23 protein-coding genes and 4 pseudogenes are annotated in these 18,385 nt (G+C 38.0%); 8 read left to right on the top strand and 19 right to left on the bottom strand.

Features of this window, described 5'->3' with window-relative positions; all coding sequences use genetic code 11:
- Positions 1-5: 5 nt before the first annotated feature.
- The 3 genes from tnpB to ACQ4MX_RS00125 all read right to left on the bottom strand — a co-directional run bounded on the left by tnpB (position 6) and on the right by ACQ4MX_RS00125 (position 1,387).
- Positions 6-245, bottom strand: a complete 240-nt coding sequence (gene tnpB / locus ACQ4MX_RS00135) for an IS66 family insertion sequence element accessory protein TnpB (protein ID WP_431088659.1) — start codon at positions 243-245, stop codon at positions 6-8.
- Positions 239-541, bottom strand: coding sequence for an IS66 family insertion sequence element accessory protein TnpA (gene tnpA / locus ACQ4MX_RS00130; RefSeq protein ID WP_014281220.1), 303 nt, complete (start codon positions 539-541; stop codon positions 239-241). Before tnpA ends, tnpB begins: the two co-directional genes overlap by 7 nt.
- A 270-nt stretch (positions 542-811) precedes the next feature.
- Positions 812-1,387 carry a TetR/AcrR family transcriptional regulator gene (locus tag ACQ4MX_RS00125; RefSeq protein WP_431088658.1) on the bottom strand — a complete coding sequence of 192 codons (576 nt, stop codon included), beginning with the start codon at positions 1,385-1,387 and terminating at the stop codon, positions 812-814.
- 146 nt (positions 1,388-1,533) lie between these two features.
- Here ACQ4MX_RS00125 and ACQ4MX_RS00120 point away from each other — a divergent pair, with 146 nt between their 5' ends.
- Positions 1,534-2,646 carry an alpha/beta fold hydrolase gene (locus ACQ4MX_RS00120; RefSeq protein ID WP_431088656.1) on the top strand — a complete coding sequence of 371 codons (1,113 nt, stop codon included), beginning with the start codon at positions 1,534-1,536 and terminating at the stop codon, positions 2,644-2,646.
- Positions 2,647-2,928: 282 nt separating this feature from the next.
- Here ACQ4MX_RS00120 and ACQ4MX_RS00115 read toward each other — a convergent pair.
- Positions 2,929-3,485 (bottom strand): annotated as a pseudogene (locus ACQ4MX_RS00115) (transposase).
- A gap of 314 nt (positions 3,486-3,799) precedes the next feature.
- Here ACQ4MX_RS00115 and ACQ4MX_RS00110 point away from each other — a divergent pair.
- Positions 3,800-3,919, top strand: a pseudogene (locus tag ACQ4MX_RS00110) (transposase); the annotation flags it as partial.
- Positions 3,920-4,148: 229 nt separating this feature from the next.
- On the opposite strand, the gene ACQ4MX_RS00105 reads toward ACQ4MX_RS00110, so the two are convergent.
- The gene (locus ACQ4MX_RS00105; RefSeq protein ID WP_431088655.1) at positions 4,149-4,907 is read right to left on the bottom strand and encodes an MBL fold metallo-hydrolase; all 759 of its coding nucleotides are present in this window, start codon (positions 4,905-4,907) and stop codon (positions 4,149-4,151) included.
- 164 nt (positions 4,908-5,071) lie between these two features.
- Positions 5,072-6,026, bottom strand: a pseudogene (locus tag ACQ4MX_RS00100) (alpha/beta hydrolase); the annotation flags it as partial.
- Between the two features lie 12 nt (positions 6,027-6,038).
- On the opposite strand from ACQ4MX_RS00100, the gene ACQ4MX_RS00095 reads away from it, so the two are divergent.
- From ACQ4MX_RS00095 to ACQ4MX_RS00080, 4 genes are all read left to right on the top strand, one after another.
- Entirely contained in the window at positions 6,039-6,323 is a 285-nt protein-coding gene (locus ACQ4MX_RS00095; RefSeq protein ID WP_431088654.1) for a hypothetical protein, read from the top strand.
- 179 nt (positions 6,324-6,502) lie between these two features.
- Positions 6,503-7,069, top strand: coding sequence for a helix-turn-helix domain-containing protein (locus ACQ4MX_RS00090; protein ID WP_431088653.1), 567 nt, complete (start codon positions 6,503-6,505; stop codon positions 7,067-7,069).
- 220 nt (positions 7,070-7,289) lie between these two features.
- Complete coding sequence (locus tag ACQ4MX_RS00085; protein ID WP_431088652.1) at positions 7,290-8,525, top strand: CynX/NimT family MFS transporter; 1,236 nt, start codon at positions 7,290-7,292, stop codon at positions 8,523-8,525.
- A gap of 2 nt (positions 8,526-8,527) precedes the next feature.
- Positions 8,528-8,959, top strand: a complete 432-nt coding sequence (locus tag ACQ4MX_RS00080) for a universal stress protein (protein WP_025682729.1) — start codon at positions 8,528-8,530, stop codon at positions 8,957-8,959.
- 332 nt (positions 8,960-9,291) lie between these two features.
- Here the strand turns inward: ACQ4MX_RS00080 and ACQ4MX_RS00075 are convergent, their stop codons facing one another.
- The 11 genes and pseudogenes from ACQ4MX_RS00075 to ACQ4MX_RS00025 all read right to left on the bottom strand — a co-directional run bounded on the left by ACQ4MX_RS00075 (position 9,292) and on the right by ACQ4MX_RS00025 (position 15,608).
- Positions 9,292-9,447, bottom strand: a complete 156-nt coding sequence (locus tag ACQ4MX_RS00075) for a hypothetical protein (protein WP_431088651.1) — start codon at positions 9,445-9,447, stop codon at positions 9,292-9,294.
- A gap of 27 nt (positions 9,448-9,474) precedes the next feature.
- Positions 9,475-9,879: an Rrf2 family transcriptional regulator gene (locus ACQ4MX_RS00070; protein WP_134914820.1), complete on the bottom strand. Its 405-nt coding sequence runs from the start codon at positions 9,877-9,879 to the stop codon at positions 9,475-9,477.
- A gap of 48 nt (positions 9,880-9,927) precedes the next feature.
- Positions 9,928-10,413: a hypothetical protein gene (locus tag ACQ4MX_RS00065; protein ID WP_431088650.1), complete on the bottom strand. Its 486-nt coding sequence runs from the start codon at positions 10,411-10,413 to the stop codon at positions 9,928-9,930.
- A 343-nt stretch (positions 10,414-10,756) separates the two neighbouring features.
- Positions 10,757-11,173 carry a hypothetical protein gene (locus ACQ4MX_RS00060; protein ID WP_431088649.1) on the bottom strand — a complete coding sequence of 139 codons (417 nt, stop codon included), beginning with the start codon at positions 11,171-11,173 and terminating at the stop codon, positions 10,757-10,759.
- Positions 11,174-11,439: 266 nt separating this feature from the next.
- Positions 11,440-11,652 carry a hypothetical protein gene (locus ACQ4MX_RS00055; protein ID WP_431088648.1) on the bottom strand — a complete coding sequence of 71 codons (213 nt, stop codon included), beginning with the start codon at positions 11,650-11,652 and terminating at the stop codon, positions 11,440-11,442.
- A gap of 137 nt (positions 11,653-11,789) precedes the next feature.
- Positions 11,790-12,068 (bottom strand): annotated as a pseudogene (locus tag ACQ4MX_RS00050) (WXG100 family type VII secretion target); the annotation flags it as partial.
- Between the two features lie 165 nt (positions 12,069-12,233).
- Entirely contained in the window at positions 12,234-12,506 is a 273-nt protein-coding gene (locus ACQ4MX_RS00045) for a DUF6809 family protein (RefSeq protein WP_431088647.1), read from the bottom strand.
- Between the two features lie 485 nt (positions 12,507-12,991).
- Positions 12,992-14,113, bottom strand: coding sequence for an alpha/beta hydrolase fold domain-containing protein (locus ACQ4MX_RS00040; protein ID WP_431088646.1), 1,122 nt, complete (start codon positions 14,111-14,113; stop codon positions 12,992-12,994).
- A gap of 18 nt (positions 14,114-14,131) precedes the next feature.
- Entirely contained in the window at positions 14,132-14,584 is a 453-nt protein-coding gene (locus tag ACQ4MX_RS00035; protein ID WP_013310254.1) for a MarR family winged helix-turn-helix transcriptional regulator, read from the bottom strand.
- 188 nt (positions 14,585-14,772) lie between these two features.
- Positions 14,773-15,204, bottom strand: coding sequence for a MerR family transcriptional regulator (locus ACQ4MX_RS00030; protein ID WP_431088645.1), 432 nt, complete (start codon positions 15,202-15,204; stop codon positions 14,773-14,775).
- Positions 15,198-15,608: a MerR family transcriptional regulator gene (locus ACQ4MX_RS00025; RefSeq protein ID WP_431088644.1), complete on the bottom strand. Its 411-nt coding sequence runs from the start codon at positions 15,606-15,608 to the stop codon at positions 15,198-15,200. The genes ACQ4MX_RS00030 and ACQ4MX_RS00025 overlap by 7 nt, the downstream gene beginning before the upstream one ends.
- Before the next feature lie 168 nt (positions 15,609-15,776).
- Between ACQ4MX_RS00025 and ACQ4MX_RS00020 the strand changes: the two genes are divergently transcribed.
- Positions 15,777-16,223, top strand: coding sequence for an SDR family oxidoreductase (locus tag ACQ4MX_RS00020; RefSeq protein ID WP_431088643.1), 447 nt, complete (start codon positions 15,777-15,779; stop codon positions 16,221-16,223).
- Positions 16,198-16,593, top strand: a complete 396-nt coding sequence (locus ACQ4MX_RS00015; RefSeq protein WP_431088642.1) for an SDR family oxidoreductase — start codon at positions 16,198-16,200, stop codon at positions 16,591-16,593. Before ACQ4MX_RS00020 ends, ACQ4MX_RS00015 begins: the two co-directional genes overlap by 26 nt.
- A 671-nt stretch (positions 16,594-17,264) precedes the next feature.
- Here the strand turns inward: ACQ4MX_RS00015 and ACQ4MX_RS00010 are convergent.
- Together ACQ4MX_RS00010 and ACQ4MX_RS00005 are read right to left on the bottom strand one after the other, a co-directional pair.
- Positions 17,265-17,957, bottom strand: coding sequence for a pseudouridine synthase (locus tag ACQ4MX_RS00010; RefSeq protein WP_431088641.1), 693 nt, complete (start codon positions 17,955-17,957; stop codon positions 17,265-17,267).
- A gap of 114 nt (positions 17,958-18,071) precedes the next feature.
- Positions 18,072-18,269 carry a DUF3934 family protein gene (locus ACQ4MX_RS00005; protein WP_431088640.1) on the bottom strand — a complete coding sequence of 66 codons (198 nt, stop codon included), beginning with the start codon at positions 18,267-18,269 and terminating at the stop codon, positions 18,072-18,074.
- Between the last annotated feature and the right edge of the window lie 116 nt (positions 18,270-18,385).

Below are 18,385 nucleotides of genomic sequence, written 5' to 3'. Positions count from 1 at the left end.
CAGGCTCAGTGGGGAACTGCCGCCGGCAGGCCAAAACGACGGTAGTAAAGCCAAAAGCCAGCGTGATCCCAATGCAAGATCTTGAGCTTATCCCGTCTGCGATTACAAAAGACAAACCATGCTGTGGAGAAGGGACTCAGCGCAAACTGTTCCTGAACAATGGCCGCCAAGCCGTCAATGGATTTACGCATGTCTGTGGAGCCACAGGCCAAATAGACCTGTGAAGCTGATGCGAAATTCAGCATAGGAGATCGAGCGCAGCGACCACATCGCGAAGCAACTGTGGTTCAAAGCCTGGAAGGACAACAATTCGTGCAGCACCAACTTGCACCCATAAAGGCTCATGCTGCGAATGTTGGACGGCCACAGCACGGAAGGTCGTAGAAGTTTCCGTTAATTTCACTTTTGGAGATTTATACAGCCAATATTTCAACTGATGCACTTTCAGATTTTCTTGGGCACACCAGGCCTGCATCGTTTGCCCACTTTTCTGGAAGGCTGCAATGTGTCTTGCCCATATTTCCTGTCCCGTCTCTTTCATGAATGGTCCATCCTCTCGATCTATGATGGACTCATTGTGACAGCCTTTACTTCCTTTGAACAGGTGGGTCAGATTTGACGCTTACAATGATCAGATATTAGGACTTAGCAAAGAATTATAAAGTTAAAGTTCAGCAAGCTGCCTTTTGGTGAAACAATGTTGTGAACGAGAAGTATTTAAAAAAACACTTTGTTAATTCGTGATTGAACTTTAACAAAGTGTTATTTTACATTTCACAAAATAGTTCATAAAAACATCACCCCACGCGTGCTAACTTGTATATAGATCAGACTTTAACTGGTTAAAAATATATTCTTGCATTTGATCTAAAAGAAGAATGATGTTAGCATCTTTGCCATTTTTCAAAACCCACTGAATAGACGTCATTGAGTTAGCAGCATATAGTTCTGCTAAATACTCCAATGCGATCGAAGTTGAAGAAATCTGTTGCTTTAAATAATCTAAGCAAGTCCTAAACAAAATCTGTTCAAATTCTTTACGTAAATCAGCTGATACTTCATGAACAGTTAACAATGTTGAAATTCCGAGCTTATTTTTAATCATATTATCAGTTACAAGTTCTATGGCATTTGCCACCTTGCCATCTTCCATTGCAACAAAACGATGTTCAACCTCAACTTTAAAATCAGAAGCATACTGTTTAACTATTTTTTCTAGCAAGTCGTACTTATCCAAATAATGACTATAAAAAGTAGAACGTCCGATAAGAGATTGATCACAAATTTTTTTGATCGTAATATCTTTAAAATCATGTTGTTGGAGTAATTCAATTAAAGCTCGCTCAATAGCTATTTTTGTTTTATAAATTCTGATATCTTCATTCATTTAACCACTTGCTCCTTATGTGTAAGTTTTCGAACACTTCATATATAACATGTAAGATATCTTACAGATTATGCGATACTAATTATTTTTTATGTAGTAACTATACTCTATAGTAAGCACATACCCAAATTAAAGGAGGAAAATATATGTTTAAATCATATGTCCATAACGAACAATTCAATCTTCAAATTAATCGTTTTATCAATGATTATTATCAAGAAGATGATCGAGCACAAGCTGACTTGGGAAAAATGATTCCGAAATTAAAAGACACCCATAGCTGGTATGAAGCTTGGCTCCATTTTGCAAAGAAACGTGAAGATAGCAAGGACTATGACTTAGCCTCAGTCTACTATCAAGCCGCAGAATTTTATCTTGCAACCACAGACCCTAATAAAGAAAAAATGTATCAAAAATATAGAGAAACCTTCTATAAAGGCTTTCATGATTTTGATTATGAATCCTACAAGATTCCCTATGAAGATTCCTATCTTCCTGCTGTAAAATTGTTGGCGCCTGGAGCTAAGAAGACATTACTTGTCTTTGGTGGGTATGATTCTTACATGGAAGAGATGCTTAAAATGATGAAATTCATGAAGGGAATTCATTACAATATTATTGTATTTGATGGTCCAGGCCAAGGAACTGCATTAAAAAACGGCCTAAAATTCATTCACAACTGGGAAAAGCCCATATCAGCGGTGATTGATTATTTCAAATTAGATCGTGTTAGTCTCGTAGGTGCTTCTTGGGGAGGGTATTTAGCTATGCGTGCGGCAGCCTTCGAAAAGAGAATCGATAAAGTAGTTGCTTTTAACATTTTCTATTGTGGTTTAGATGCCTTAAAAATGGGGATGCCAGAAGAAATTTACCAGAGCATAGTGCAGCTAGTCGATCATAATGAAGTAGATCAAGTGAATTCATTATTCGAACAGATGATGACTCACAATATTGATTTACATTGGAAGATTACAAAGGGAATGGAAAACACCGGTAAAGCAACACCTTTTGATCTCATTAAAAATTTTGAAAAGCACACGATGCGCGGAATTGGTCCCTTCATTAATCAAGATGTCCTTCTATTAGCTGGAGAAGATGATCAATACGTACCTATTAGCCGACTCGCACAAATCCAACAAGAATTAATCAATGCGGCGTCCATTACAACCAAAGTATTTACTAAAGAAACGGGGGGTGAGCAACACTGCCAAGCAGGTCACAGGGAGTTAGCATTTAATGAAATGAAGAAGTTCCTATAACAAAGAGGTATAAACACTACAATTTCTCACATAAAAAAATTAAGAGTATGGTTAATGCGGATATTTCGTAAATATTTAGAAGAATTATGTATAGCGTATGGTTTCCCCAAAAGGGGAAACCGTCTTTTTAACGTAAGTATTGGCCTAAACATGCCTAGTCTTAATTTACCCAATGGAGAGATATCAATTTGTTACTTCTCCTTGTACCTTTTATATATTTATCTATGGTTTTTCTCTTTTAATTTCATTTACAATCACTTTCTATATAAACCGCAATTAAGATTATAACCTGACAAGCAGGCGATCTATCGTTTCCATCGGATGCTTATTGATTCGCTTCATAAATTGGCTGATATGAAGCTTAATTTTATAGAATTTCTCAAAAAAGACGTTGTTGACTACATCGGCTTTGAACCACAGCCCTAATCCTTCGACCGGATTGAGGTTGGGGCTGTAAGTCGGCAGAAAGACCAGTGAATATCTTGCAAAAATCGGATAAAGGACGCCACAACGGCTTTTTCTTCTTCTCGATGATGCACTTGTCCCGTTTCATAGTTTATCGCTCCGAACAACTTCGCTCCTTCGTGTTTGCTGTACGTCGGCACTTGGCGTTGTCTGCCGCGCGGAAACCCGTTGTATTGCAACGCCTGATAGGAGCGAATCATCGATTCGTCTTCAAAGTCGATCTCTTTCGCTTCAACCTGCTTCTTGAGCTTGGCAAATGTGTGTTTGTGAAAAAACTCTTGGGCGTCCTCGTCGGCTTTGGCTAATGTATAGGTTGCTTTGGTAAAGCTGAAGTTCATCCGTTTGAGCATCGCGCTAATCCCGCGCACGCTCATGGTGATGCCAAACTCCCGCTTGATCCATTCTGCTACCAGCGGGAGTGTCCAGGTGTAGCGAGCTTCAAAGCCCACATCCGCCGGTTGCTGCTGTTCGAGCATCGTGGCTAACTGACCTTCTCTTAAATTTTATATGATTTAATGTTCTGCCTTGTTTCCCATTGGTCCGTATTAGGAATGATTAAATTCCCCCGTAGTGACCTGTTGGGTTCGTAATTAGACCCATTTTAGGGTCTCAAAACCAAAATGTGTGGTTGACAAAAATGACAGCAGAAAGTGGGCTACGCTTTGGAGGATATTACCCTCTTTTGTTTATCAATAACAAAACAAAAGTGATGAAACGGAATGCATATGGCTTTTTACGTTTCAATCACTTTCGAGCAAAAATCTTATTTAATTTAAAGTATAAAGATATCGGGATTCATCTGGGTTAAGGTGCTGAAAACCTACAGCACCCCAACATTTGACTTAGAACATTTTTAGATAACTTTATTGTAAATCAGACAAAATTGTGTCATAGGGCCAAACCGTTAGTCTGACTCCAACGACTACGATGTATCACATACTGTCAATTCCATGTGCGAAGCACTCATGTGGATGGATGTCCATAAAAACACCATTACTTTCTGTATTTTTACGCCAAAAGGAAAGGAGAATCAAATGTCAAAAAGAAATGACCTCGCCATCTTCAGGAACCCAAACAGAATCCTCCAGATGTTGTTCCTTCAGAAACTTGGTAAGCTGATTACGACTCATTTTACAATGATTGATGGTATCCAAATGAACAGCGAGGAGCTTGGTCCTCGGCGACAATCGGGCAATGCGAGCGATGTCTTCACTTGTCATGGTAATAACGGTTCCCCATATCATCTCTGCCTCCGATGCATTCAGAATGGCCACATCAGGCATTAATTCACGAAAAGCCTCTTCAATAGCGGGCGTATAAATACAATCACTAACTATATAAATGGAACCTTCTGTCATTGTATTCAAGAAAAAACCTGAAACCAATCCTAGTAACTTGCCAGTAAGGCCAGGAGCATGTGGTCCTTCAATTCGTTTCATCTGAATCCCTTCCCACTCATAACAATCATTAACTGGTATTACTCTCTTGAAACCAACAGACTGTACAGATGCTCGATCTTTCGGCTGACAAAATACAGGGATACTTTTGTTAAGGATGGAAATAGCCTTTTTATCCCAGTGATCAAAGTGACGATGTGTTAAAAGTATGGCATCTACTTTCTCGAAAATATGAAGTGAAACAGGTAATGGGGTCGATGGGTTTCTTTTATAATTTCGAGTGAAAGGCACAGGTGCAATTTTGCCGACACCACTCAACATTGGATCAATTAGTATACGTTTTCCATTTAAGGTTAGAATGGATGTAGCGTGTCGAATATGTTGAATTGAAATGGGCATAAAAGGAAACTCCTTTAATTTTAATGATGACCAGTCTTTTTTTAATAAGTACCTCTATATTAGCGAAAATAAATGATAATCTATTTTGAAGAAAAGATTGTTCTCTGATGACTGGACTTCTAATTGATAATATATAGAAGCGAAGCAATATTGAATGAACACTATCATCTTCTGGTTTTACTATTTTTTATTACTAAATCAGCTGTTTCACTGGGATGGCTAAGACGGGAATGATGACCATATGGAACAAAATCAACCTTACCAAGATCCAATGGAGCAAAATAGTTTTTATCATGATCCCCCCAAATAATATGAGGATTATACTTTGGTACTTTATTAAAATCAACCTGATAGTCTTTCATTAGTAAACGATTAAGCTGAATAGTTGTATTTAAAATTCTTGGCGAAGTAAAGCTATTTCTTACTTTAGCAAGATAATTTTCTATCTAATACATAACGTTCTATCAAATTAGCAGTTGCAAATTTCAACGCCCATTTGTTCATAAATTGAGGAGCATTAAACGATTTAGAATTTCTTTTCGCAACAGGTGGCTGAAGTAAAGTAATAGTATTCTTCGTATCTATGTACTCTTGTACTAATGCTTCTAGAAGAATGACCGCACCGAAGGAATGGCCAATCCAATGCGCACCATTAGTAGCTTCCCTCAATAACTTTTTCAGTATATTCAAATACAGATTGAGAAGATTTTCCTCTCGTTTAAATGGGGAACGTCCTAATCCTGGAAGATCCAGGATCCATACAGGTTGACCAGTTTTTTCATAAAGCTCTTGTCCGAAAGGAAACAAACCCTCTCCATCACTCAACAAACCATGTAATAAAATAAACGGCTTCCCTTCTCCTTATAATTGATAAATGGTAGTGCTATCGATTAATGTTCGTTCAAATATATGATTATGTTGGTCATTTTGATACATCATGCGATAATCCAGATCCGCTACTACGGCTGGGAAAAATTTCATTACACTCGTCTCCTTAAACCAATCTTCTCCCATAATTTTTTTTGATGAAATATTTGAAAACTTTCGATTTGCAATAAAGTTCAGTCCATCAGAAGGAATTTGTGTAATTTTACTTACTCCACTATTCATAAGTGCTCTCGCATCAAAGATATGTATGAAGAAGGTGATTACGACAAAGAAGAATACTTGGACAGACTAAATAAAAGAAAAGCAGATATCAATAAGCTAGAAGCGGAAATTGTTGATTATCAATTATTACTTCGAAAACAATCCGATCTTACTAATGACCAAAAAGCAAAAAAGTTTGAGGATGTAATATCTATACTTGATAGCACTTCTATTGAGACAGAAACCAAAAATGGTCTGCTAAAAGAAATCATTGAGAAGGTTATATATATTAAGAATAACAATTGTCAAAAGAAAATAAAGTATTAGACTGAGAAAATAAAGTGTTAGACTGACGATGCTTCATTAAGCTAACTGGTAGATTAGTTACATAGACGTCAGAATTTTGCATAGGAGTGTAGTCCACCATCCAATACTAATTGTATGGAAAAGAGTCTAGATAAACAGTATACTAGCTATAATTGTTTTTTTGTTGAGGTGAATATCAAATGGATGAAATCGATGAATCAAAACAAATTGTATTACAAATCGGCAGTGTCTTGAAAAAGTACAGAAAAGAAAAAAACATGAGCTTAGACGACTTAGCGGAATTAACGGGTGTAAGCAAACTTACTCTGGGGAATATCGAACGTGGCGATACAAATCCAACTTTGGCGATTATATGGAAAATTTCAAAAGGCATATCTTTACCGCTATTGGCTTTGTTGAAATCAGAAGACCCTGTTAGTTTGTATCGAGCAGGCGAAGGACTGCGGTTTTCTAATGATCAAAAAAATTGGATCATTGAACCAGTCTTTAAAAACGCAAGCAACGATATTGAAATGTGTCGGGCTTACTTACAGCCGAATAGCTCGTATCACCCTGAAGGTCATCATGTGAATACAACTGAAATTGCGACAGTAATGACTGGTTCCATTGAAATTCAAGTCAATGGAGAGATTTACACATTGAAACAATATGATACGATCAGTTTTCGTGCAGATTTTCCTCACTCTTATACCAATCATACGAATAGCGAAACAGTGCTCCATATATCCTTAAAGTATAGTTTCTAAAAGTCGAAAATTCCACTTATTAAATACAACTCCGAATTCCAAGACGGGAATTCAGAGTTGTATTTTTGTTTTCAGATGAGTTCAGGTGTGTTATAAAATACTTCTTGTTAAAAATAATATACTATACTATACTTTTATTGTTCGCGCGGATGTTATTTCATAGTTTTTCAATCAGCAGGAAACAAATTATACGTATGAATTCAGGAAGGAAAAATGAAGAATGTCGAACAAACAACATAAAAAAGCCGTACCATCCTCTATAGGACTGATAATTCTCGGCATTATTATTATTGCAGCTAATTTACGTGCTCCCTTAACCTCAGTCGGTCCTTTAGTGAGTCTCATAAGGGATGACGTTCGTATTTCAAATACATTAGCAGGCCTGATAACAACGGTACCTTTGCTTGCCTTTGCTTTATTATCGCCTCTAGTACCAAAATTAGGACGAAGGTATGGGGTTGAACGTATCATTTTGATTGCCCTAATCTTTCTGACTGTTGGCATTGTGATACGTTCTTTATCTGGCGCAGCTAATCTGTATATTGGGACAGCAATTCTTGGATTCGCAATTGCCGTATGTAATGTATTATTGCCAAGTTTAATCAAAAGGGATTTCCCAAATAAAATTGGCTCCATGACAGGTGTTTACTCAATTTCAATGAGTTTATTTGGAGCAATCGCATCGGGAATCAGTGTACCGCTAGCCGTGAACGCAGGTCTAAAATGGCAGGGAGCATTGGGAATATGGGGGATTCTAAGCTTTGTATCGATTCTCTGTTGGTTACCCCAATTAAGAAATCAAACGAAGCAAACAACCACGACGAGCCAACAGATGGCCAGCAACGATGTGAATGTTTGGCGATCCCCTCTTGCCTGGCAAGTAACCTTGTTTATGGGTATACAGTCCATGGTTTTCTATGTGTTGATCGCATGGTTGCCTGAAATTTTAAAGCAGCAAGGAATTGACTCAAACCAATCAGGATGGTACCTCTCGATAATGCAGTTAGCTCTGCTTCCATTTACCTTTATTGTCCCCGTTATTGCTGGGCGCATGTCTAGCCAACGTTTGTTAGTGGTCATCACAATCATTTTGCTTTTGACGGGAACGCTCGGACTTTTATACGGAAGCTCCAATATCATTCTGTTGTGGATTATAATACTCGGAATTGGTGGAGGCTGCGCCTTTAGTTTGTCCATGATGTTTTTCGGTTTACGTACTGAAAATGCGCATCAAGCAGCGGAACTGTCTGGCATGGCGCAATCGATCGGATATCTTCTTGCCGCAATCGGTCCTGCCCTTATAGGATTTCTGCATGATGCGACAAATAGTTGGAATCTGCCACTTTTCATTCTGCTTGGCGCTTCGGTCTTACTCTTTTTAGTCGGTATAGGAGCAGCAAGAAGCCGTTTTGTAGGTAGCCGAAATAGTTACGAGCTGCCACGGAAAGGACGATAAATATGTTTGACAAAATTATTGTGGCAATTGATAAAGCTGAAATAACGAACAAACTCCTTGATGCAACCGTTGAAATAGCCCGAAACAAACAAACTCAAGTTACCTTGGTTAATGTCAGCCAGGAATATGTATCGAATGGCATGACATATTTACCAAAGAATTTCTTGGAAGAAATATTGAACGAAATGGAGAAAGCGAGTTTGGAACAGTTACAACAAGCCAAATCCAAATTAGAATCTGCGGGGATTAACCCGGAAACACTTCATCTTAAGGGAGATCCTGCACATGAAATATTAAACTATGCAAGAGATTCCGAGCAGCAACTCATTATTATTGGAAGCCGTGGGCTAAGTGGCATAAAAGAAATGATGCTTGGAAGTGTCAGCCACAAGGTTTCACAGCTATCAAGTTGCCCAGTCCTCATTGTGCATTAACTCCTTCGGGAACTGCAGAGATGATGCATTGTTATACTAACGGAGAACTTTAGTTCAATAAAACAGCGACAGTCTAGGACTTTATTTTCTCGTCCACGGCTGCCGCTGTTTTTATAGCTGGGGCCAGTCTAATACTTTATTTTCTTTCTACAACAATGGCGATGTTCCGCAAGTAGAAGCCTTGTTTAAGTAGCTGTATTTTGGGGACATGACACCAATGACAAGTGGAATAGCCAAGGTTTGGCTTACGCTCCTCTTTTATCTCCACAATGTATACCCATCCGATAGAAAAAAGACACTAACGAAGTGTCAGTGCCTTTCGGTATTCTATTTCACGTTGTGGTCGATCCAAGAATGAATCGATTCCCCATCGGATTCCAGCCAAGCAGATTCCGTACATGAACAGCGCGAACCCGACTATTGGTAGCGAGCGCAAAACGAGCGCCACCTCCAAATTCTGCAATGGCTTCATCAAAGGGCCAGCTCACAATTTGCCCTTCATAAATAAATATGGCTCACAGAACCATTTTTATTTCTTTGGCAAGTTCGGACAGCTTTTGATTTTTAAGATGCTCATCCATTTTGTTCTCCGCTGAAACCATTACTTTTTGAATTAAGCACTCTGCTTCATGGTTCATGCAACAATCGAACAAAGAAGTTGTGCCTTCAATCGCATGAATGACATCTAGAAACGAAATATCCTCCCAGTTCCGTTTCAATCTATAACCGCCATTGGCACCTGAAGTGGATTCAATCATTCCCGCCTTGACCAGCTTGGTCAGTATTTTAGACAAGTAAGTAGGTGAAACCCCTTGTCGATCCGCTAACTGTTGTACACCAACAGGCTTATTATTAGGAGTTAATACTACTAAAAAGAGCATGGTGTGAAGGGCATAGTTCGTCGCTTTAGAATACTTCATCCTCGGTGGTTCACCTCAATTCAGGATTTAATCTATATATAATATCCTTTATAATGCGGCATCGTCAAGTTTCGAATGCTCCGACAGATACAAGGAAAAGACAAAACCAATCCCTGAAATGAAGGTTAATATTCCAAAAGAAGCACGAATACCTTCAAGCATGCTGCCGGAAGAAGAAACTGAGCTAGTTGCTGTCATGATCGTTACAAGCAAGGCACCTCCCATTGAACTGCTTAACATGCGTAGGGTAATTGTCATAGGCGAAGCATGCCTAATGATATCATGAGGGACACTCATCATTGCATAGGCGGTAATCGGTGTCAGCATAAAGCCTATCCCCAGCAGCAGGAGCGCGTAAGCAACAACTAATAGAATGTAAGAAGTATGGAAAGATATTGTGACAGTTAAAAGAAGTGCAATAACCGTAATAAAAAAGAAGCCTCCCTGGAGCAGCATACGGATACCAAAACGATCATACAGCCTTCCCGAGATTAAAGCAGCTCCCGCTAAAAGCAACGCTCCCGGAAAAAGCATAATTCCCGACTCTCTGGGTGTCAGTCCCCTGGACGGTACTCTGTGTAATGTGATAGCTCCCATTATTATTTTTTGTTATCGTCCTATCCTTTGTAGATAGGGCCTTTTTGCAGTTTCCTAATATGATACAAGCATATGGAAATGGTGATTTTTTATTTATTCAAATGCTTTTCCGACTCCAAAAATGATCATGAATATAATTGGCATTTGCCAGCAACTAAAAAAACAAGCCTGTGCACAAAATCATTTGTGCTCAGGCTTTTTTAATTCAGGTGGTACGGAATACATGGTCTACTTTTTTTAGCCATTTCTCAAAAGAGAAGAGATACAATGAAATAATATTTTATGCATTTAATTTCTTTAGAAAATCCTCCAGCATCTTCTTAGAGACAATACCGGCTTTTGGAAGCAAATCATTTACACGATTCAATATGGAGGGATTGTCTAGTATCATTTTTTTGCTTTCTTGAGTTGTAAAGCTTCTTAGAGTATCTATACATATCTCGAATAGCTCCTCATCTTCAGTACTAAGTAATGACAATAGAATTTCCAATTCATACATGTTACAAGAAGTGTCCAAACAATAAGCAAGTTTTTTCTGCCATTCTAACGGTCTATTATGCACAATACTTGCTAGTTCCTGCCAATCTTCTGAACCAAACTTAGATAGCTTTTCATATGCCATAACACACCCTACATCATACCAAAAATCAGCAGTATGCTGGTATTCTGTTATAAATTCATCTAAATCTTTATACAATTTAGCTTCCTCCATTAAATCAATTAGTGAACACTGAATAGCCATACTATTTAGTTAAAGCCTGGTGTGTGAACACCACCTGTAGAGAACCCTGAGATCACTTTATTTCCATCCTTCATTACCTCTATTTCGACCCCATTTATTGTATTTCTATGAAGAGTTATCCCATCTCGTGTTCCTATACTTGGGGTATCTCCAACTTTTTTATAGCATTCATTATAGCATCATCAGACCATGTATTTGGAAATAATGTGCTTGTTTTAATTTTAGACAGGTTTTAAATCAGTCTTAGAAATTCTATTTGATCCAGACTTGATCTTAAAACCTTTATTGATTTTGACACGACCACCACTAAGACTTCTAATCCCCACAAAACTAGAAAACACACTGCTGGCAATAAGAGATTTTGCGTGCCATTCAGATAATTTTTCTCCCGTCCAAGGATTATAGCCTTCCTTGAATGCTTCTATTTGTAACAAGTTGATATCCACATATTCCCTACAAGTTTTTTGTCATATTCATCATAATCATAAGCTGGCTTATCTTGTTCTACTCCCTTCATATTCATCATTACCATAGACGCCGCAAGTGCAGGAAAACTACCGGTAACTCCGATCATATTTCCCTGTTCAGCATCTACCAATCTAAATTTATCCGCATGATGACGAAGTTCTTTTGCAATGGAGTCTGTAAGTGTAATAAATTCTTCCATATTCTTCTGTGAAATGTGAAAGCTGTAGTAGAATTGCTCCTTCGTTATGCCATCCAAAAATCGTTCCATAGACGAAATTTACCGTAATAACTGACCATTCATTTGAATAGCTATTTGCTGCGGAATTTCAAATTGCTTAGATACGGATAACAGTTGTTCAGGTATCACTTTAATTGTTGTCATAATTTACCTCGGGTTAGGTTCGTTAAGACATAATAACATTATTCAAATTTATGGAAAACGATCTCTACTCCTAATTGTTATAAGAATAAGAAGACTTAATCCCTATTACCTATGACTTATATATATTAAATACAGCTCCCTCTTAATTATAAAAAAGTACCTCTATCAATAATTTTTCCCATCAAATATTTCTAACATCATCAAAACTCCCGTTTTGTACCCAGAAATATAATCCGAAGCAGACAATATAGAAATTAGGACATCATTTAAATCGGATAGTTCTTCAATTAACTTATAATCTTGTTCTGGCAATCTTGCTTTTAGAGTTTCCATAGAAGCGGATATTTTCTGATGGGTTAGTTCAAGTTCAGGGTTCTTCGATTTGATTCGTTCACTTGGATACCATTTGCCGTAATATAAATCCTCCAAGATACTCATTTCATCTTCTCCTTCTTGGTATAGACTTTGCGTGGATTCCGGATTCGTAGATGCATTTTTTTCCCCAAAAATAAGAATATCTTATTGGAAATATCAATATTGAATTTTAGCGAATATTTCACTAGAAAATAATTGAAGGACTAATGGCCAATTTCCACCAAACAAGCACAGACTATTTATTATATAGAACAAACCAAAAAAAACCCTACCCCTCAGGATAGAGTTCTAAAATCATCATGACATCTCACATATGATCATTTTCCGCTACAAAATTATCTGATCCTATTGTTCGGTCGGCATCTTCCGTTCAACCAACAATTTCATCTTGATTCCAATGGGTAAATTCATAAACTAACGACTTAATCTGCAATGAAACGGTTAAAAGAGCCAATTTAATTAATCTAAAGTAGGCTTTAAAGAATAAGGGAACCTCCATAAATGGGGCTCCCTTATTTTCAGTAAAAATCAACAGTATTATATATAGCTTAGTTATTAAGCAATTTTTTTGTTACCCAAGTTATAGCTGCATTATTGACATCTTCACCCTGGCCACCGTGGGGAGCTTTAGAGTTAGACATAAAAATATTTTCTACTCCAGCATGATTAAGAGCATCTCTAAGTCTCCAACTTTGTTGAATAGATACTAAACTGTCACGTCCTCCATGTGCAATAAACATTGCTGGATCATCTGAAGATACATAATTTATAGGACTTGCCAATTCTGCCAACTTTACTTTTTCCCAATAAGGAGAATTGGTTTGTTTTTTATCCCGAATATCTCTCAGGACTGCCACACCTTGTCCTTCTTTATCAAATCCAAGAAGCTTGGCTTCAGCTGCTCGTGGAGAGTCATGTGTTTCGGCTGCCTCCTCAGGAGATTGCAGGGTTTGGTCCATCTCAGGGCCCATGGTAAACATATCTGTTGGACCGTAAAAATCAACTGCAGCCATTACTTTGCTTGAATACTCAAGATTGCCCCCAACATCACCTTCAAGCTCTTTTATATCACTAGTAACAGCGAGTTCGGTAGCCAGATGTCCACCTGCAGAATTTCCTGCAACTGCAATTTTTTCTGGATCAATACCGTATTCCTTGGCATGTGCACGCAGATATCTGATACTGCCCTTAACATCATAAATTGGAGCCGGGAAAATAGCTTCGCCACTTAGCCGATAATCTATGGAAACGAAAGTAATTTTATCCCCTAATACTTTTTTGAAAACTTGGTATGCTGAATCTGTAGCCACTTGATCTGTGGCTCTACCTGTCATTTGTGCTGGTCGATTTGGTGGTGCGGCTGTTTCCTTTTTTGCATCTTTAGGAGCATCATCGCCCTGATAGTCCCCTATAAGCCATCCTCCTCCATGAACATACACCAAGACAGGAGTTGCTTCGGTTACACCCTCCGGCTTGAAGATGTTCATTTTTAACTTTTTTTTCTTTCCATCGTCATTAGTTACGGTTGCATACACCACATCTTTATAGGTAGGAGCCATACTAATAACATCTGTAGGAGGACTTTCAGCTGCTGCGAAACTTTCCTTTTGTGTGGCAAAAACCAATGTTGCTAAAAGTGCGAAGGATACAATTCTTAGTTTTTTATTCATACTCTCTCTCCTTGATTCTCACTTTTTTTCATTCTCGCATTCTATCAGGTTATCTAAAGTTCTTATTAAGAAACTTTGATACAATGCTATTTCATCCTCGCTAAATCCCTTGTAAAAAATCTCTCCGACTTCATCAATAATCTTTTTGTTCAATTCCACTAGATTTTCATTTCTATTCACTACTTTAACTATTGTTTTCCGTTTGTCTGTTTGGCAAGGCATAAAACTGATATGTCCTGCTTTTTCCAACTTAGTTAATATACTCGTTAAAGTTGACTTTTGAAGATTGGTAATCCTTGAGATTTCATGTATAGGTATTTCGTCTTTTGTCCAAAGATAAAACAAAATCCTTGCTTGTGTTGCTGTTAAAGTATCAACCTCAGATTCCCTGTGTTTTCTTGAAACTATTCTAGCCAGCAATGCATCTATTGATGCTGATAAAAAAACAGATCTTCCTTTTATAATTCCCATTTGCACCTCCATTATCTCGAAAAAAGTACCATATCGTACTAATATTATAGTACGATATGGTACTTTTTTCAATATGTATTTTTGAAAGCTTGTATTCATTATCTCTTGCGACCTGTAGCTCGCCCCAATTAATAGTAGTAAGTACGGCTCAACAGACATTAGGCATTCAATACAGCGAGAAAGCTGTTTTATTGGGATGCATGGATGGTTAAAATTTGAACAGAGATCTTAATTAAATACTCTTCATAACCTCTAACTGAAAGATCATCTAACAAAACATCCTCATAAAAAAATCCCTGTAGTTCTATACTCTTATCATTAGCATAATTTATTATTCGATCATAAGTGTCACATACACTCGAGTATCCCTCTGTATGGTACGCGATTAAATATGTTCCTTTTCCTCGCTTAAAATTTGAATAATTCGATTTTTTACTAACCCTAGTAAAAAGATAATCATAATTGAATGTTTCATTTGCTAAAACTCTTTTAGCTTCTCTCATCCAGCCTACTGTATGGGAAGCATCAATACTATAAATGTTCAAGTACTTTTCGTGTTTTATCATAGAATCGTATATGCTTTTATCATTTGTGTAAGGATCAGCCTCTGTTACTACCAAAAACTCCTCGTTTTTTTCCTCAATATAATATCAGTTGAAATGATCTCAGTCGCTGCTTGGGTAATTCGTTTCTTCTCTGATATTATACTTTTCATTTTTTGCAGTTGTTTAATTTTTGAATTCAGCATTGCCTCTTCTTTATCAAGTAGGATAATGAGCTCATGAGGTGACCTTTTATTTAAAAATTCTTTTATCTCTTTTAATGGCATTTCTAATTCTTTAAGTATTGAAATCACTTTAAAAACATCAATTTGATTAATTGAATAATATCTATATCCATTTTCAGCTTTAAATTCAGGAGAAAGAATTCCAAGTCGATCATAGTGAAATAAAGTATCCTTGCTAATACCCATCACTTTTGCAAATTGTCCTGAAGTTAAATGAGTTTGAACATTATTCTCCATGAAATCCCTCCTTGACTATGGTGTTACACCACACTTTATTATAACCAAGTAACCTTCAAATAGCAGTAGATCATGAGGAGCATCTAATCGAATTGCAGTGGATATTACGAAGAAGGCTACTTGGCAATTTAGTAATGCCTAAATAATTAATCTTGGGAGGAATAAGGAATGAAAGTTCTAGTTACAGGAGCAACAGGAAGTGTAGGAAGTTATATTGTTGAACAACTACTTGCAAAAGATATAGAAGTAAAAGCATTGTCAAGGAAGGAAGGCAACTTGCCTAAAGGAGCACAAGTAGTTCTAGGTGATCTTGATATTCCCGAAACTATAAAAGCACATCTCCATACTATAGATGGCTTGTTTCTGATCACTCAGAGTGAACAATCGGACGAAAAATTTATAAAAAACAAAAGAATTATTCAGATGGCAAAACAAGCTAATGTTGCAAGAATTGTAGCTCTGATAGATTTTGAAGGGAACCCAATTGAGGACGTTATTAAAAATAGCGGAATGGACTTTATTAAAGCCAGTGGAATTTATGAAAAATGCACTCTACAGTGGTTGGTCAGAATCAATCCAAAAAGAAGGAATGATTCGTACAGCTTTCCCCGATAGTTTAAGCGCTAGAATTCATGAAGCTGATATCGCTGATGTCGCAGTAAAGGCACTGACAGAAGAAGGCCATGATAAACGAACATATGATTTGACAGGACCAGAAGCATTGTCTCCAAGAAGTATGGTTAAACAAATTTCTGCAGTTATAGATAAATACATTGATCTTGTTGAAATTAACTCTCTCTTAGTTCCTCTGATCCTAATCGCATTGGCAATGGTTCTTTCTATTTGGCCAAATATGCAATTTTTAATCAAGTTTTTTTCAGTATGGCCTTTTTATGCCATGATTTTCGGTATCTTGTTTCCTATTGTACTATGGCTGGTAGGTAAGGTAGGCGGCTCGTTGAAATTACGTAAAAATTATCACTAAATTCCCACCGTAGATTCCGCCTCTGGCTGTTTGGGATTATTGGATGGTTTAGTCGTTGATCCGTTAACTGGCTTCTATTCAGACTTATTTGTCTGGTTTACCGCCTTAGAAGAAGGCCGTGGCGTTTGTGGCTTCTGCTGCAAAGGAAGAGCCAGCAGATACCGCAAAGAAGATTACAGAAGCGATCGCTATACTAGAGACAAAACGCTTTTCCACATACCTACTTTCCTGAAAATAATAAGGGTCTTCTCATGTACTTGAAGCCTTTATAACTGTTTACAATGACACCCGTCCCTCCGTGACAATGTACATAGATTTACTGTCTCTGCCGATGAAAATACCAATATGATTCACACCGCCCTGCCCTGGTATGTTCTTAAACACCAAATCTCCGGGGATTAGCTAGCTTTCCTTGATCGCATAGGTTTGACCCCATAGATAAGATGTACCGCCATCAGAGAATGAGTTGCCAAGACCAGCTGAAGATATGGTGGTTCCTCCCAAACTGTTTGTTAGCATCATCAGGAAAAAGATTACCGCAGCAACAGCAGCTTCTACAATCCAAAGGACATGGAAGACGCCTATTGGGCTAGAGGACTTGCTTGAGGTTCAAACTCTTCATCCACTTCATGCAGTTTTTTGGTTGTCCAAATAAACTTTTGTTGTAATCATTATTGCAATTTAGCAAGAAGTAACTCCAGTTCCTCCCTCTCAAGATGTCTCCATTGCCCACGTTCCAGATGATCCAATGTAATATTCATAATTCGAACACGCTCCAGCTTTAGTACCCTGTAACCCAAGGCCTTGCACATTCTGCGAATTTGCAAGTTCAGACCCTGCGTCAAAATAATGCGGAACTCGTATTCGCTCGTACGATCAACCTTGCACGGTTTGGTAATGACGTTCAATATTTCAACGCCGCGAGACATAGCTCCCGTGAAATCGTCTGTAACAGGCTTATCTACGGTCACTACATATTCCTTCTCATGACCATGCTCGGAACGCATCATTTGATTGACAATGCTTCCATCGTTCGTTAATAAGATTAGCCCCTCTGACGCTTTATCCAGCCTGCCAATGGCAAAAATACGTGAAGGATAATTGACATAACTAATAATATTGCCAGCCACCTGCTCCGCTGCCGTACACACAATGCCGACAGGCTTATTTAGAGCCAAGTATACAGGTTCACTGGAATTAAGCGGAATAACTTCTCCATCAATCAGCACGATATCCTGTGTCTCTACTTCCGCGCCCGCTTCACAAACATTTCCATTAATTGTAATTCTCCCTGTTGCAATCAGCCTATTGGTTTCCCGACGTGAGCAAAATCCTGTCTCACTTATGTACTTGTTAATTCTCACGATTCACCTGCTTCTGATTGTAATATGCGAGTTTAAGTAAAATAATTAAAAAACACCTGATTGTTCTTGCTTAATCAGATGTTCGCCGTTTACGACAACTTATACTTTCCCGGCTTATTTGCTACTGTTGCCGCCGCTTTTATTCCTTGTTGGTTTGGCAGTGCCGTCTTTTGTGCCACCTGCCGCTTTGCTTCCCGGTGCACTTGTAGAAGCACTTTTTGTCCTTACTGGCTTCGCAGTTTTGTTCCAGCGTGTCCAGCCCTTACTACCTGTACCTCTGCCGGTCCCGCCGCCCTTGCTTTTTCCACCCATATGATCACTCCATTACTAGTCGTTCAGATTTAACTAAGCTATCATACCATTACTTTGATCATAATGCCCATTTGTTTTAAAAATTGAACATGCTAAGCCGCAAATACTTTCGCAAA

Source organism: Paenibacillus sp. 8b26 (assembly GCF_050626875.1).
Classification (GTDB): Bacteria; Bacillota; Bacilli; order Paenibacillales; family Paenibacillaceae; genus Paenibacillus.
The sequence above is the reverse complement of the archived record's forward strand: the minus strand, read 5'-3'. Positions and strand labels throughout refer to the sequence as shown.

What these genes read in the sequence shown, in the direction of transcription:
- ACQ4MX_RS00125 (WP_431088658.1), bottom strand. Translation starts at nt 1,387, where the DNA reads ATGAATGAAGATATCAGAATTTATAAAACAAAAATAGCTATTGAGCGA.
- ACQ4MX_RS00070 (WP_134914820.1), bottom strand. Translation starts at nt 9,879, where the DNA reads ATGAAGTATTCTAAAGCGACGAACTATGCCCTTCACACCATGCTCTTT.
- ACQ4MX_RS00025 (WP_431088644.1), bottom strand. Translation starts at nt 15,608, where the DNA reads ATGGAGAATAATGTTCAAACTCATTTAACTTCAGGACAATTTGCAAAA.
- ACQ4MX_RS00120 (WP_431088656.1), top strand. Translation starts at nt 1,534, where the DNA reads ATGTTTAAATCATATGTCCATAACGAACAATTCAATCTTCAAATTAAT.
- ACQ4MX_RS00005 (WP_431088640.1), bottom strand. Translation starts at nt 18,269, where the DNA reads ATGGGTGGAAAAAGCAAGGGCGGCGGGACCGGCAGAGGTACAGGTAGT.
- ACQ4MX_RS00090 (WP_431088653.1), top strand. Translation starts at nt 6,503, where the DNA reads ATGGATGAAATCGATGAATCAAAACAAATTGTATTACAAATCGGCAGT.
- ACQ4MX_RS00080 (WP_025682729.1), top strand. Translation starts at nt 8,528, where the DNA reads ATGTTTGACAAAATTATTGTGGCAATTGATAAAGCTGAAATAACGAAC.
- ACQ4MX_RS00085 (WP_431088652.1), top strand. Translation starts at nt 7,290, where the DNA reads ATGTCGAACAAACAACATAAAAAAGCCGTACCATCCTCTATAGGACTG.
- tnpB (WP_431088659.1), bottom strand. Translation starts at nt 245, where the DNA reads ATGCTGAATTTCGCATCAGCTTCACAGGTCTATTTGGCCTGTGGCTCC.
- ACQ4MX_RS00040 (WP_431088646.1), bottom strand. Translation starts at nt 14,113, where the DNA reads ATGAATAAAAAACTAAGAATTGTATCCTTCGCACTTTTAGCAACATTG.
- ACQ4MX_RS00045 (WP_431088647.1), bottom strand. Translation starts at nt 12,506, where the DNA reads ATGAGTATCTTGGAGGATTTATATTACGGCAAATGGTATCCAAGTGAA.
- ACQ4MX_RS00035 (WP_013310254.1), bottom strand. Translation starts at nt 14,584, where the DNA reads ATGGGAATTATAAAAGGAAGATCTGTTTTTTTATCAGCATCAATAGAT.
- ACQ4MX_RS00065 (WP_431088650.1), bottom strand. Translation starts at nt 10,413, where the DNA reads ATGCTTTTTCCGGGAGCGTTGCTTTTAGCGGGAGCTGCTTTAATCTCG.
- ACQ4MX_RS00020 (WP_431088643.1), top strand. Translation starts at nt 15,777, where the DNA reads ATGAAAGTTCTAGTTACAGGAGCAACAGGAAGTGTAGGAAGTTATATT.
- ACQ4MX_RS00015 (WP_431088642.1), top strand. Translation starts at nt 16,198, where the DNA reads ATGATTCGTACAGCTTTCCCCGATAGTTTAAGCGCTAGAATTCATGAA.
- ACQ4MX_RS00105 (WP_431088655.1), bottom strand. Translation starts at nt 4,907, where the DNA reads ATGCCCATTTCAATTCAACATATTCGACACGCTACATCCATTCTAACC.
- ACQ4MX_RS00095 (WP_431088654.1), top strand. Translation starts at nt 6,039, where the DNA reads ATGTATGAAGAAGGTGATTACGACAAAGAAGAATACTTGGACAGACTA.
- tnpA (WP_014281220.1), bottom strand. Translation starts at nt 541, where the DNA reads ATGAAAGAGACGGGACAGGAAATATGGGCAAGACACATTGCAGCCTTC.